11 protein-coding genes are annotated in these 14,144 nt (G+C 65.1%); 2 read left to right on the forward strand and 9 right to left on the reverse strand.

The genetic code is table 11. The features are described 5' to 3' along the window. Window positions 1-140: 140 nt before the first annotated feature. The 6 genes from ACY9XZ_RS12775 to ACY9XZ_RS12800 form a co-directional block, all read right to left on the reverse strand. A complete protein-coding gene (locus ACY9XZ_RS12775) occupies window positions 141-1,304 on the reverse strand; it encodes a branched-chain amino acid ABC transporter permease (RefSeq protein WP_463457399.1) in 1,164 nt (387 codons plus the stop codon). Window positions 1,305-1,443: 139 nt separating this feature from the next. Beyond that, a complete protein-coding gene (locus ACY9XZ_RS12780) occupies window positions 1,444-2,433 on the reverse strand; it encodes a branched-chain amino acid ABC transporter permease (RefSeq protein WP_463457400.1) in 990 nt (329 codons plus the stop codon). After that, on the reverse strand, window positions 2,430-3,128 hold the full coding sequence (locus tag ACY9XZ_RS12785) for an ABC transporter ATP-binding protein (protein ID WP_463457401.1): 699 nt from the start codon (window positions 3,126-3,128) through the stop codon (window positions 2,430-2,432). Before ACY9XZ_RS12785 ends, ACY9XZ_RS12780 begins: the two co-directional genes overlap by 4 nt. Then, window positions 3,125-3,937: an ABC transporter ATP-binding protein gene (locus tag ACY9XZ_RS12790; RefSeq protein ID WP_463457402.1), complete on the reverse strand. Its 813-nt coding sequence runs from the start codon at window positions 3,935-3,937 to the stop codon at window positions 3,125-3,127. The genes ACY9XZ_RS12785 and ACY9XZ_RS12790 overlap by 4 nt, the downstream gene beginning before the upstream one ends. 2 nt (window positions 3,938-3,939) lie before the next feature. Next, complete coding sequence (locus tag ACY9XZ_RS12795; protein ID WP_463457403.1) at window positions 3,940-5,352, reverse strand: ABC transporter substrate-binding protein; 1,413 nt, start codon at window positions 5,350-5,352, stop codon at window positions 3,940-3,942. 108 nt (window positions 5,353-5,460) lie between these two features. Continuing rightward, window positions 5,461-6,165: a helix-turn-helix domain-containing protein gene (locus tag ACY9XZ_RS12800; RefSeq protein ID WP_463457404.1), complete on the reverse strand. Its 705-nt coding sequence runs from the start codon at window positions 6,163-6,165 to the stop codon at window positions 5,461-5,463. 153 nt (window positions 6,166-6,318) lie between these two features. Between ACY9XZ_RS12800 and ppc the strand changes: the two genes are divergently transcribed. Both ppc and ACY9XZ_RS12810 read left to right on the forward strand, forming a co-directional pair. Next, window positions 6,319-9,015, forward strand: coding sequence for a phosphoenolpyruvate carboxylase (gene ppc, locus ACY9XZ_RS12805; RefSeq protein ID WP_463457405.1), 2,697 nt, complete (start codon window positions 6,319-6,321; stop codon window positions 9,013-9,015). 73 nt (window positions 9,016-9,088) lie between these two features. Continuing rightward, window positions 9,089-9,541, forward strand: a complete 453-nt coding sequence (locus ACY9XZ_RS12810) for a universal stress protein (RefSeq protein WP_463457406.1) — start codon at window positions 9,089-9,091, stop codon at window positions 9,539-9,541. A 25-nt stretch (window positions 9,542-9,566) separates the two neighbouring features. Here ACY9XZ_RS12810 and ACY9XZ_RS12815 read toward each other — a convergent pair whose 3' ends face one another. The 3 genes from ACY9XZ_RS12815 to glpA are packed head-to-tail and all read right to left on the reverse strand — an operon-like array spanning window position 9,567 to window position 13,934. Continuing rightward, window positions 9,567-10,943: an anaerobic glycerol-3-phosphate dehydrogenase subunit C gene (locus ACY9XZ_RS12815; protein WP_463457407.1), complete on the reverse strand. Its 1,377-nt coding sequence runs from the start codon at window positions 10,941-10,943 to the stop codon at window positions 9,567-9,569. Beyond that, window positions 10,940-12,214: a glycerol-3-phosphate dehydrogenase subunit GlpB gene (gene glpB / locus ACY9XZ_RS12820; RefSeq protein WP_463457408.1), complete on the reverse strand. Its 1,275-nt coding sequence runs from the start codon at window positions 12,212-12,214 to the stop codon at window positions 10,940-10,942. Before glpB ends, ACY9XZ_RS12815 begins: the two co-directional genes overlap by 4 nt. Beyond that, window positions 12,204-13,934: an anaerobic glycerol-3-phosphate dehydrogenase subunit GlpA gene (glpA, locus tag ACY9XZ_RS12825; protein ID WP_463457409.1), complete on the reverse strand. Its 1,731-nt coding sequence runs from the start codon at window positions 13,932-13,934 to the stop codon at window positions 12,204-12,206. The genes glpB and glpA overlap by 11 nt, the downstream gene beginning before the upstream one ends. Window positions 13,935-14,144 lie beyond the last annotated feature (210 nt).

Consider the following 14,144-nt stretch of genomic DNA (forward strand, 5'->3'; position numbering starts at 1 on the left):
TGGCTCCGTTTTCGGCCGCTCGCACGGCGTGTCGTCTCGCCGGCGGTGCCTCTCCGTGGGTTGGCCGGGCGGTGGACGCTCGCCCCACGCCCAGGTCGTCGTTCGTTTGGGCGGTTCGATGGTCGTTTTCACTGACTTCGTCATTCTGACTCACTCCAGAGCTTCTCCGGCAACGCCTCGGCGAACGTCCCGCCGATGCGCGCCCGGAGCGTCCCGAGCAGTCCGTCGGGGACGTAGAGGACGAACAGTACGAAGACGAGGCCGACATAGAGGCTCGCGTGGCCGTTCAACAGCAGGTCGATGAGGCCGCCGATGGTCGTGTCGCCGACGAGCGTCATGTCGAGCGTTTCCTGGCCCAGCAGCGCCCGGAGATAGGGCAACAGCCCCCCGCCCTGCCCGGCCTTCGAGAGGAACTCCCGGACTGTTTCGTCGAACAGGTGGCCGTACAGCGAGCCCGCGAGCGTGCCGAAGCCGCCGATGATGCTCGCCAGCAGGGCGTCGCCGGTCACCAGGAAATAAAAGGAGTTCTCCGGGCTGGCCGAGCGCTTGAATCCAGCGAACAGTCCACCGGCGACGGCCGCGAAGAAGCCACTGATTGCGAACGCGCCGAGCTTATACAGGTACGTGTTGTACCCGATGGCGATAGCGCGCTCCTCGTTCTCCCGGATAGCGATCATCACGCGGCCAAAGGGCGAGTGGATGACACGCTGCATCGCAAAGTAGCACGCGAGGACGACCAGCCCGATCATGTAGTAGGACACTTCCGTCCCCGACAGCGTCGATCCGAACAGTGCCACCTCGTCGCCGGTCAGCACGCCGATAGACAGCGATAGCTGGTCGATGCCGGGGACGCCGATCTGGAACCCTTCGGCGTGGCTCGGCCCGACCGCAGGGCCGTCGCGGGGGTTCGTTGCCACGTAGTCCCAGCCGCGGACGAACACGTAGAAGACCTGCGCGAAACCGAGCGTGATCATCGCGAAGTAGACCCCCGACAGCCGGAACGAGACGAGTCCGACCAGCATTGCCAGGACAATGGCGATGAGGCCACCGACCAGCAACGACAGCATAAACGGCGTGCCGGGGCCCAGCAGCGGCATCTTCCCGTTGGCGATGAGGATGACCGTGTACGCACCGGTTCCGTAGAACACCGCGTGACCGAAGGAGAGGTAGCCGGTGTAGCCGCTGATGAAGTCAAACGAGATGGCAAAGAGGCCGAAATAGAGGACGCCGACCATCGTCTCCACCGTCGGCAGGAGCATCTGCGTCTCTGCGCTGACCGGGGAGTTCAGCAGCGTGTGGTACACTGGCGGGTACAGCGCCAGCAGGGCGATGATAACGAGGTGGGCGGTGTGATCCCGCAGATACTCCCGGGGCCACCCCGTCTCGACGGTCGTGGCGGCCTGTGGCTCGGACGCCGCTTCGGCGTCGGCCTCGGTTTCGGCGCTAATGGCCCCCCACCTCCTCGACGCCGAACAGCCCCTGCGGGCGGACGATGAGCGTCACCACGAGAACCAGAAACAGCACCAGTTCCGGCAGGCCCGTGAACTCGATGACGTTCTGGAACCACCAGGTCGTCACCGCGTCGGCCATGCCGACGACCAGCGCAGCGACGACAGTGCCACGGAACGTCCCGAGGCCGCCGACGATGACGACGATAAAGGCCGGCAGCAGCGTCTCGGCCGCCAGCGGGACGCTTGCGCCCCACGTCGGATCCCACATGAGCAGGGTTCCGGCCGCGCCGGCCAGGCCGATACCGAGCGCGAACACGACCGTGAACACCTGGCGTACGTCGATGCCGAGCGCCGACGCCATCTCGGTGTCCTCGCTGCCGGCCCGGATGTACAGGCCATAGCGGGTCTTCGTGAGAAACGCCCAGATGCCGACGACGGTAATAGCCCCCAGCAGTATCTGGAATAGCGACATCCACCCGGCGCTGACGGGGCCCAGCGTGACCGGTTCCCGGAGGAACTGTGGCTTCGTCGCCAGCGCGGCCTGCCAGTCCGACAGCGGCTGGAGGTCGTAGACGCCCAGCACGATGCGAACGACCTCCTCGATTACGAGCGTCAAGCCGAACGTCAGCAGAATCTGGTATATCGGCGGCCGGTCGTACAGCGGCCGGATGATGGTCGTCTCGATTGTGCCGCCAAGCAGGGACAGCAGCGCGAACACGACGACGATGGCGACGAAGAACAGCCCCAGCCGCGTCAGCGGGGCTGTCCCGCTCGTCACCGTGACGACCATCAGGAGGCCACCCAGATACGCCCCGACCATCGTCAGCGACCCGTGGGCGAAGTTCAACACGCCCATGAGACCGAAGATGAGGGTGAGTCCGCTGGCTATCATCACGTACAGCGCCGACTTGGCGAGACCGTTGACGACCACCTCGCCGAGTTCGCTCAGCGTCAGGAACTCCGCGAGCGCTTCCAGGATCATGCCGAGAGATACCTCCGGAACCGTTCGTCGTCGGCCGTCACTGCCGCTGTCTCGCCATCGTCGACGACCCGGCCCTTGTCGAGGATGTAGAACCGGTCGGCGAGGTCAAGGGCCAGCGGGAGATTCTGTTCGACCAGCAGCATCGTCACGTCCTCGCTCGCTTTCGACAGCGCCTCGGCCACGTCGGCGACGATTTGGGGAGCCAGCCCCTCACTCGGCTCGTCGACCAGCAGGAGGTCGTTGTCGCCGACCAGCCCGCGGGCGATGGCGAGCATCTGCTGTTGCCCGCCCGACAGCGTGCCGGCGTCCTGGCCCCGCCGCTCTTCGAGGATGGGAAAGGAGTCGAAGGCCAGCCGGAGGCCGTCGCTCACCTCGTCAGGGTCCGGTATCGCCGCCCGGAGGTTCTCTTCGACGGTGAGCTGGCCGAATATCCGTCGGTCCTCGGGAATCCAGCCAAGGCCCCGGGACGCAACCTCGTGTGTCTCCAGCCCGACCAGCGACTCGTCCCGAAAGGTAATCGACCCCTCGCGGGGCGGCGTCAACTGGAGAATCGTCCGGAGCGTGGTCGTCTTACCGACGCCGTTGCGGCCGGCGAGCGCGACCACCTCCCCCTCTTCGACGGCGAGATCGACCCCTTCGAGGATGTGGCTGTCGCCGTAGTAGGTGTGGACGCCGGCGAGTTCGAGCAGGCTCATGCGGTTCCCCCCTCAGAGTCCGGTTCGGACCCGGCTGCTGTCGTGCCGTCGTTCAGGCTGCCCGGTTCGTAGCCCCCAAGGTACGCCGACTGCACGTCGGGGTCCGCCCGCACTTCTGCCGGTGACCCGTCGGCGATGACAGCACCCTGGTGGAGGACGACGACGCGGTCGGAGACGCCCATCACGATGTCCATGTTGTGCTCGACCAGCAGGACCGGGTAGTCCTCAGCGACCGATTCGATGAGGTCCCGGATCTCATCAACGCTCTCCGAGGAGACGCCGGCGTTTGGCTCGTCAAGCAGCAACACAGCGGGGTCGCCCGCCAGCGCGATAGCGACTTCGAGCTTCCGTTTCGCGCCGTGGCTCAGCGTGCTCGCGAGGTCGTCGGTCCGGTGGGAGAGGCCGACCCGCTCCAGAATCTCGTGGGCGCGTTCGGTGAACTCCTCGTAGTGGTCGACGTTGCGCCAGAACGTCGTCGCCTCGTCGCTGTGAGCCTGTTCGGCGACCCGGACGTTCTCCAGTACTGTGCTGTTCGGGAAGACGTTCGTCACCTGGTAGGAGCGGTGGATGCCCTTGCTGGCCGTCTCGTGGGGGGAGGCGTCGGTGATATCCTGCCAGGTTCCGTCGCGTCTGAGTTCGACCGCGCCCTCGGTGGGGGAGAGGCTCCCGGTCAGCAGATTGAAGAACGTCGTCTTGCCGGCCCCGTTCGGGCCGATGAGCGAGCACAGTTCCGCGTCAAGTTCGAAGTCGACGCTGTCGACGGCGGTGAGGCCCCCGAACTCCTTGGTCAGTCCCTGTGTTCTGAGCATACCTACAGTGAACAGCCCATCTGGTCGCTGTCCTGCGGGATGGTCGTCTCGTCGGCGCTGATGCGGGCGAGCGGTTCGCCGGGCATGATGGCAGCTCCCCAGTTGTCGGCCCACTCGTCGGTCGTCGGAATCGGGTTCGCGACGGTCATCGCCGACCGCGCCTGGTTGTTGTACTCCTGGAAGGTGTAGCCGTTCTCGCCTTTCGGCGTGTCGGTGACGGTCATCCCCTTGAGGGCGTCGGCGATGTCTGCCCCCTCGGTCGACCCGCTCTCCTGAACCGCCTGGTGAATCGCCGACGCGCCGGTGAACGTCCCCGCGGTGAAGAGGTCCGGAACGACGCCGTAGGCGCTGGTGTAGCTCTCGACGAAGGCGTCGTTGATCGGGTTGTCGTACTGGTTCCAGTGGTACCGGGTCGTGAACGGCCCGAGCTGTGAGTCCCTGATCTTCTCCTCGGTCAGCGGTTCGCCGAGCACGCTCTGCATTGTCCCGCCGACGACGCTGTTGGTGATTCTGGTTGCGAACCCGCCGAACACGCGGTAGGAGTAGTCGCCCGAGAGGAAGGCGTTGAACATCGCCGGGAGTGTCGCGACGGTGAACCCCCCGACGACGCCTTCGGCCCCGGCCTCCTCGGCGTTGTCCAGCAGCCCATCCCACTCGGCGTATCCCTGTTCGACGAAGCGTTCGCCGACGATATCGACGCCCTCGGCCTCCAGTACGTCCCGGTAGTTGTTGACGACGGCGCGGCCGAAGCTGTAGTCCGCGCCGAAGAGGTAGACGCTCGAAACGTCCGTCTCCCTGGCGACGTACTTCCCGCCCGAACGGGCGTCCATCGCGGTGTTCTCGCTCGCCCGGTAGACGAGGTCGCTACAGGTCTCCGAGTTGGACGTGATATCGGCCGACGCCGCCGGCCCGAGCATGATGGGGACCTGCGCCTGATTGACGACGGTCGTGACGACCCGGCTGGCGACGGCCGAGGACGCACAGCCGGCGAGCATGTCCACGTCCTCGTTCTCGACGAGGTTCGTCGCCGCCGTCTGGGCCGTGTCCGCCGAGAACTCCGTGTCCCGTATTAGCAGGCGGTACTCCGTGCCGCGGGCGGTGATTGTCACTTCACCGCTGCCGGGATCGGTCGGCGGGTCGGTATCACCTTTGTACGCCAACCCGGAGAGGAACCCCCACAGCGACTGGTCGCCGTAGTACTTCAGATCACCAGCGCGGGGCTGAAGGACGCCGATGCTGACAGTCTGCATCGAGTCACCGCCGCCCGATTCGCCGTTCGTGCCACTGTCCGTCGTGCCGCCGTCCGAATCGTCCTGTTCAGTCATGGATGAGTCGTCACTGACACAGCCGCTGAGCCCGACAACACCGGCACCGAGCGCGCCGAGAACGCGCCTCCGTGTAGCCGTATTCTGCATAACAGATTATGGTAGACTCGCCGGTCATATAGTGTTCTGAGTTAACATGTTAACGCGAGACGGCTCTCTCGTGCGATAAGATAACTGGACTGACGGCCACGGCCAGAATCAGTCCTCGATGTCGTCCAGCGCCTCGACGACGCGCTCGATCATCTTTCGCTCGCCGCGCCGGAGATTCTTCGAGACGGCGGGTTTGGACACGCCGAAGTCCTCGGCCAGCGACCCCAGCGTCGCGTCCCGGGGCGACTCGAAGTAGCCCTCCGAAACGGCGGTTTCCAGCGTCTCGCGTTCGGTGTCCGAGAGGTCCCGACAGCCGTCCACGAGCGTCATCGCCGCGCCGGCGTTCTGCACGAGGTCCTGAAGCTGGGGGAGCGTCGTCGACGTGCGTTCGACCACGTCGTACTCGTTATCGCGGTCAAGCTCCGAGAGCGTCGTGTCGGCGTCCCGGCCGCGGTCGAAGCCGACGTGCCAGGTCTCGCTACCCGCCTCGATGTGGAACGGGCCGGTGATGTAACCGCCGTTGTCCCTGATGGTCTGCATCGCCGCCGTTTCCTCGATGGTCGTCCGGATGTGGGCGGCGTTGCCCTCGCGGCGCAACAGCGCACAGTCGTTCATGTTCCCGTGGGCCTGCAAACTGCGCAGCCCCGTATCGAGTACCCTCGCGTCCTCGGCTTCCACGACCATCCGCGTCTCAAGCTCCCGCGCACGCTGATCGAAGTCCCAGTGCAGGGCCGCGAAGGCGACGTCGTGGTCTGCCGTCGTGTCGATGAAGGGGCAGTCGTACTGCTCCATGTCCAGGGCGATATCTATCATTGGCAGTCCACTGTATCCTGCGTGGTTCGTGTGATACGGTAAAGAATCCCACGATTAATGATAGCTATTTCTCGCAACCGGATTCTTCACGAACGTCTATCCCTGATACACCGTTTCAATAGTGTTTTAGGGCTCGGTTTTGGAGGAAGTGGTATGACTTTGCACGCCAGAGAGATTAACCAGGACGTACGGGAGTTGGGCGCGCTCCTGGGCGAGGTCCTGGAGGCACAAACGTCGACCGAAGCGTTCGAAACGGTGGAAACGATCCGGAACTCGTGTATCGACTACCGGCGCGGTGACGCCGAGACGCGGGACGAGGTCCACCGGGCGCTGAACCGACTGAACCCGGAGACACAGGATATCGTTGCCCGCGCGTTTACCACTTACTTCGAACTTATCAATCTCGCCGAGGAGCGCGAACGGGTCCGCGAAATCCGGGAGGGCAGCCAGGATGGTGTGCTGGCTGACAGCGTCGAGGAAGCCGTCCGGGACCTGGCCGAACGTGGTGCAGACCCGGCGGAGTTCGAGCAGGTACTCGAAGACGTGCTCATCCAGCCGACGTTTACGGCCCACCCGACCGAGGCCCGCCGGAAGACGGTGAAAGCAAAGCTCCGGTCAGTCGCCCGCGACATCGAACGACTCGACGAGCGGCGGCTCACCGACCGCGAGCAACAGCGTATCGAACGCAACCTCGACGCCGAAGTGACGAGTCTCTGGCAAACCCCGCAGGTCCGGGACCGCCGCCCGGAGGTCACCGACGAGGCGCTAAACGTCCAGTGGTACTTAGAGAACGTTCTGTTTGACGTTATCGACGAGGTGTACGACGAACTCGAACACACCATCGAAGACGTGTACGACGAGGAGATCGACATCGACACTCTCTACGAGTTCCGCTCGTGGGCCGGGTCCGACCGCGACGGCAACCCGTTTGTCACCACCGAGGTGACCGAGGAGACGCTGGAGCGCCAGCGCGAGACGGTGCTCCCGCTGTACCGCAACAAGCTCAAGGAGCTCTCAGGCGTGCTGAGCCAGGACGCCTCGAACATCGCGACCGACGCGGTGTTCAACGAGCGGCTGGACCGTCACAAGTCCAGGCTCCCCGGCATCGCCCGGGAGGCCGAGGAGCGATACCCAGACGAACCGTACCGCCAGAAGCTCCGCCTGATGCGCGAATCCGTCATCAGGGTCAGCGATGTCCGCCAGGGCGGCTACGATAGCGAGGAGGAACTGCTGACCGACCTCCGCGTCATCGCCGATAGCCTCCGGAAGAACGACGCCGAGGTGATCGCCGAGGCCCACGTCGACCCGCTGATCCGAAAAGTCGAAACCTTCGGCTTCAACCTCGCCAGCCTCGACCTGCGCGACCACCGGAAGATGCACACCGACGCCATCGCCGAGTCGGTCGAGCGCGAGGGCATCGACTACGCCGGCATGGACGAGGACGAGCGCGTCGAGTTCCTAACCGAAGCGATCCTCCAGGACAACCCCGTCATCGACATGGAAGACACCGAGGGGCTCTCGGAGGACGCCACCCGCGTCCTCGAACGCTTCCGTGCGGCCGCCGACTGGCAAAACGAGTTCGGTATCGACGCCATCGACACCTACGCCATCTCCTGGTGTGAGGAGCCGAGCCACGCGCTGGAAGTCCTGTTCCTGGCTGACCAGGTCGACATTGTCGATCTCCCCGGGTACTGCGGATTCGACGTGGTCCCGCTGCTGGAATCCGAATACGCCCTCTCCGGTGCCCGCCGCATCATGGGCACGCTGTTCGAGAACGAGGCCTACTCCCAGGCGCTTGAAGCCCGGGACAACGTCCAAGAGATCATGCTGGGCTACTCCGACTCGAACAAGGAGAACGGCTTCCTCGCCGCCAACTGGTCGCTGTACAACAACCAGAAGCGACTGGCGGACATCACCAGCGACTACGACGTGGAGATGCGCCTGTTCCACGGCCGCGGCGGCTCCATCTCCCGCGGTGGCGGCCCGATGAACGACGCCATGCTGGCCCTGCCAAACGAGACGGTGACCGGCCAGATCAAGTTCACCGAGCAGGGCGAGGCCATCGCCGAGAAGTACGCCAACCACGACATCGCCCAGCGCAACCTCGAACAGATGCTCAACGCCCAGATCCGGGCGCGGAAAAACGCTATCGAGGAGCCCGTCGAGGAGATTCCCGACGAGTGGGAGGAGGCGATGGAGACGGCGGCCGACGCCGCCCGCACCGAGTACCAGGACCTGCTCGAGACCGACGGCTTCGTCGAGTTCTTCGATCAGGCGACGCCGATCACCGTTATCGAGAACCTCAACATGGGGTCGCGGCCGGCCTCCCGCAGTGAGGACCGTAGCGTCGATGACCTCCGGGCCATCCCGTGGGTGTTCTCCTGGACGCAGGCCCGCTGTATCATCCCCGGCTGGTACTCCATCTCGACCGGGCTGGACGCCTATCTCGAGAACGGCGGCGACATGGAGACCCTCCAGGAGATGTACGAGAACTGGCCGTTCTTCCGGACGAAACTCGACAACGCGTCGCTGGCGCTGGCCCGCACTGACCTCGAAATCGCCGAGGAGTACGCCGACCTCGCCGACCCCGACCTCCGCGAGCGCATCTTCCCGCGCATCGTCGAGGAGTACGAGGAGACCGTCGAGAAGGTGCTCGAAATCACCGGGCAGGACGGCCTGCTGTCGCGTGACTGGCTCGAAGAGAACCTGGAGCGTCGGAACCCCTACGTCGACCCGCTGAACCTGTTACAGGTCCGCCTGCTCAAGCAGTCCCACCGGACCGAGACCGAGCGCCGGACCCTGCGGCTGACCGTCCAGGGTATCGCGGCCGGGATGAAAAACACCGGATAAGGGTTTGTGAGGGAGTTACAACAAAGGTAGTACCCATCGAAGGATTTAGGCCTCTTCCCTCGGAGTAGCCGATATGGCACTCGAAACTGTTCTTCTCGCAGTTGGGCCGAACGACGCCGACCGAATCGACGAACTCGCGGACGCCGTGCTCGATATCGCGAGCCCGGCCGGCGCGACGGTCGTCGTTGCACACGTATTCACTGACGACCAGTACGACGGCGTCGTCGACCGGCTCGAATTCGAATCGACCGGCGAGGCCGACCCGAACGAGGTCGCGGACCGACACACCACCGTCCGGGAACTCGTCTCGCGGTTCAACGACGCCGGGCTGACGACACAGGTCCGCGGTGCCGTGGGCAACCACGGCGAGCAGATCGTCGATCTCGCGGAGGCCACGCAGTCGGACCTCGTCGTCGTCGGCGGCCGCAAGCGCTCGCCGACCGGGAAGGCCGTCTTCGGCTCCACCGCACAGGAAGTCATGCTGAACGCGCCGTGTCCGGTCACGTTCGTCCGCGGCGAGGACTGAGACCGCAGAAAACGGGTTTTTTCAGTTACTCCACCAGCGCGGCTTCCAGCAGTTCGAGCGGATGCCGGATCTCGTAGCCGCTGCCGTGTTCCATCTGCATCGCGCAGGTCGGACACTCGGTCATGCCGGTTTCGCCCTCGGCGTGGTCCATGTGCTCGAACATCTCCTCGCCGATCTCCATGGACTTCTCGTACTTCTCTTCCTTCCAGCCGTAGGTCCCCGAGATGCCGGAACAGGAGTCACCCACGTCCTCGACTTCGACGCCGTCGAGGTCGCGGAACAGTTCGACGGCCTGGCGGTCAAGGCCCTGATTCCGTGAGTGACACGGGGCGTGGTAGGCGAACTCCTCGGCGAGGTCGCCGTCAACGTCGGCCGCCTGCACTTCGCCCTTGAGGTCCTCGTGGATGCGGAGGTACTCGATGGCCTCGAAGGTGTTCTCCGCCACCTCGTCGATACCCTCGATGTCGAACAGCTCGGGGTACTCCTGGCGGAGCGCCATCGAACACGAGGTACAGGAGGCGATAGCGTGGTACCCCTCCTCGACGAGTTCGGACATCGACGAGACGTTCGTCTCGGCGTGACGGCGGGCGTCGTCGAGCATGCCGTTGGCGAACATCGGCGTCCCCGAACACTTCTGTTCGGGCGCGACGACTTCGTAGCCGAAGTGTTCGTACACCCGGACCATCGCCTTGGCGACTTCCGGCGTGTTGTAGTTGGAGTAACAGCCGTGGAAGTACGCGACCTTCTTGTCGGCGTCCTCAGGGAGGCCGCGGCGCTCGCGGGCTTCGCGGGCATTCTCCCGTGACTGGACCTGTCCGCCGCGGTCGGCCCACCAATCGCGGAAAGTCTGTTTTGCGAAGGCGGGGAAGTCGCGTTCGCTGGTGACGCCAAGCGTCTTCTCCATGACCCAGCGGGCCGGCCCGAAGTTCATGGCGAAGTTCGCGAGGCGGGGGACCTTGCTCGCCAAGAACGCGGAGGTGCGGTAGTTCGCGAGGATGCGGTTGCGGATGTACTCGACGGAGAGCTTGTCCATCTGCTCGCTGACGTACTCCCCGCGGGCGGTGTTGTGCATCTGGCTGAGCGGAACGCCCGACGGACAGGCGTTGTCACAGCGCATGCAGTTCGAGCAGTCCATCACCGAGTCGTCGATGTCGTGGTCGTCGTCGGACTGCTTGAGCCGCCACTGTTCGGGGCCCTGGAACTTCGGGCCGGGGAAGTCGTCGTCGACCTCCGCGACGGGACAGTTCGTGTCGCAGATCGAGCATTTGTAACAGGAGTCAGCGCCGGGCCGGAGGTCGAAGTCGTCGCTGTCGGGGAAGACGTCGACGGGTTCGAACTCCTCGCCTGTGTTCGGTGCAACCGGGTCAAAGTCTGTCTCTGGTGGGGTTTCAGCGTCGCTCATCGTGCCTCCTGTGCGGCGCGCTGGCCCGCCGCGTAGCCTGTGGCAATCGAGACGCCGCTGCCGGATTTCTCGGCGGCGAAGTCGTAGCCGCCAAGCACTGAGCCGGCGGCGCGTAGGTTCTCGAACTCGCTGTGCTCGCTCGCGTCGAGGGGCCGCAGGTCGTCGTCGGTCGCCACGCCGTAGCGGGCGAACTCGTGGTCGCCGAACAGTTCGCCCTCGAACCAGTCGTAGCGGTCCGCGGCGTGGGGAACGTGGCAGTCGAAGACCGGTTCGTACACGCCCTCGCGGTCTGACTCGACGCCCTTGCCGACGAAGCCGCCGGTCGCGAGGACGTACTGGTCGGCGCTGTTGGGTATCTTCGTGCCGTTCTTCTCGATGAACACCCGCTCGATGTGGTCCTCGCCCTCGAAGTCGACGACGGGGTTGCCGGTCTCGATGCTCGCGCCGGCCTCGTCCAGCGCCGAGAACAGGGCGTCCTCCAGCCGGAGGCCGGGCAGCGACGGCGGCCCCATCGGTACCTCGAACACGTCGACGCCGAGACGGTCGCCCAGCGAATCACGGATAGCGCCGGGGTTGTCATCGCCCAGAATCGCCGGGAAGCCGACCCGCGTTTCTCCCTCCAGCAGCGGATTCACGCGCTGGGCGAGCGCCTCGCGGGCTGGGACCATCCGTCCGCGAACCGCCACCTCGCTGTTTGTATCGAGCAGCTTGGCGTATCGCGTGACCTTCGCGTCCGCACGCAGATCGCCGGGGAACCGGATCGTCTCGCCGCGCACGTCGAACGGGACGCCCGTGGCTTCGAGGTGGGCGGCGACGTGGGGCGCGTCGAAGTCGACCATCTCCTCGATGCCGACGAGCAGCGTGTCTCGGGTATCGCTGGCGAGGCCGGCACTGGCTCCAGCCGGGTAGCGGGCGGTCGGTTTGATAGTCCCGCCGTGGGTCGGCAGGAGCGCGTTCGTGTCCGTGTGCTCGCCCTCGTAGGTCGGGACCGCGTCGTCGAACAGCGCCATCGCCTCCCGGACGGTTTCGACGCCGACTTTCCGGTACGGGTGCTCCGCTGGCAGCGACGGAATCGCCTCGTACGGGTCGGTCAGCGGGCCGTCGCCGTCGGGCGTGTAGCCGAGCACGTCGACCAGGCCCGACGCCTGGCGGAGCGTGCTCTGTTTGTACGAGACCAGTCGCACGTCGGCCCCCTCGCGGGCGGCCGCCAGCGCGCTGGTCAGCCCACCGAGGCCGCCGCCGATGACGAGCACCTCCGACTCAATAGCCATCCGTCCCTCCGTCGGCGGCCACGTCCGCGCTGTCGACGCTGCCGCCCGTCTGCCCGCGACCCGAATCAAAGGCCGAGAAGTCGACCGGATCGCCGTCCGCCGGGTCCTGGTCGCGGTTCTGCGTTGTTGCGTGCAGCGCGTAGTTCAGTGCCGCCTGGGAGAGCTGTTCGCCCCAGAGGGCGTGTCGCTGCCCCTTCCAGCGCTCCTGCAGCAGTTCGTCCCAGGCCTCGCGGACGACGGCCTCGTCGTACTCTGAGTGGAGTTCGCTTGCCATCCGATGACAGCAAAAGCCGCCCTGGCAGTTGCCCATCGACGCGCGGGTCCGGATGCGGACGGCGTTGAGGTCCGAGCCCGAGCCTTCGATTGCGTCGTGAATCTCGGCGCGGGTGACGCCCTCGCACTCACAGACCGTCGGGTTTGGCCCGTCGGTTTTCAGCACTTCGTCGGCCCGGGAGCCGAGCCGCTCGACGCTCCGGCGGCCGATGGGCGAGCGAAGCCCGAACTCGTCCATGTAGTCCCGCAGCACCGAGAAGTCCTCGCTGCCCGGGAGCGGCACGTCGGCGGTCCGGCAGTCGGCGTCGATACCGAACTTCCCGCAGACGTGGTCGGCGATCTGCTCGCCCATCATCCGGTAGGTTGTGAACTTCCCGCCGACGATGCTGGTCATGCCGGGCAGGTCGTCGCGCTCGTCGTGGTCGAGCAGAAAGAAGTCCCGCGTGATGTCCGTCGGGTCGTCGCTGCCCACGTCCGGCGGTTCGTACAGCGGGCGGACGCCCCAGAACGAACGGATAGTGCGGGCGTCTTCGAGCATCGGAATCAGTTCCGAGAGGGTGTCGATCATCATGTCGACCTCCCACTGCTCCTCGGGGTAGTCCTCGGGGTCCTCGACCTCCTCGTCGGTCGTGCCCAGAATCGCGGTCGTCTCGTGGGGCACGACGATGTCCGCGTCGCCTTTCGGCCGACAGCGGTTGATGACGGTGTCGACCTGACGGATGTTCATGATGGTCATGACACCCTTGGAGGGGCGGACCTCGATGTCGAGTCCGGCCATGTCGCCGATGCGGCCGGCCCAGGCCCCCGTCGCGTTCACGACGTAATCCGCCCGGATCTGCTCGGTGCCGCCCTCCGTACCGTGGACGCGTTTTCCGGGGCCGGAGTCGTGCTCGACTTCGATACCGACGACCTCGCCGCTCTCGACGAGGAGGTCAGTCACTTTGGAGTGTGTCTCGATGCGCGCGCCGTGTTCCTGTGCGCTCGCGGCGTTGGCGACCACCAGCCGGAACGGGTCGATGGCCCCGTCGGGGACGCTGATCGCCTTGTCGATGTCTTTCGCCAGGTGGGGTTCCATCGCGCGGGCCTCCTCACCTGAGACGACTTCCGCGGGAATCCCGCACTCCTCACAGCCGCTGAGTTTCTGCTGGAAGTACTCCTCGGAGTCCTCGGGGCGTTTGACGAACAGGCCGCCGGTCATTTCGACGCAGTGACTGGCGATGTCCCTGAGAACGCGGTTCTCTTCGATACACTCGGTCGCACTGGCCTGGTCCGAAACGGCGTATCGCCCGCCGCTGTGGAGCAGCCCGTGCATCCGACCCGTGGTCCCGTGGGTCAGGTTCCCCTGTTCTACGAGGGTCACGTCGAGTCCGCGCATCGCGAGGTCCCGCGCGATGCCCGCCCCAGTCGAGCCGCCACCGATGACGGCGATGTGTGGTGTCGGTCCCATCTATCTTTCCGTGGGTTTGGAGCGCATACACTTCACTTTACCGTTGATAGTGCTTGGGTAGTAAATTTTCTATGTAATCATGAGGAATACCGGTAATACCCGCTAATAATTGTGAACATGGAACACATTATTCTCTACTAACTGGTCTGCCACGAGTTGTACACACTTGCTCAGATCAGGGGTATAAGTTCCCATTTTCCATGGATACGG

Source organism: Haloarcula sp. HT12, assembly GCF_055271655.1.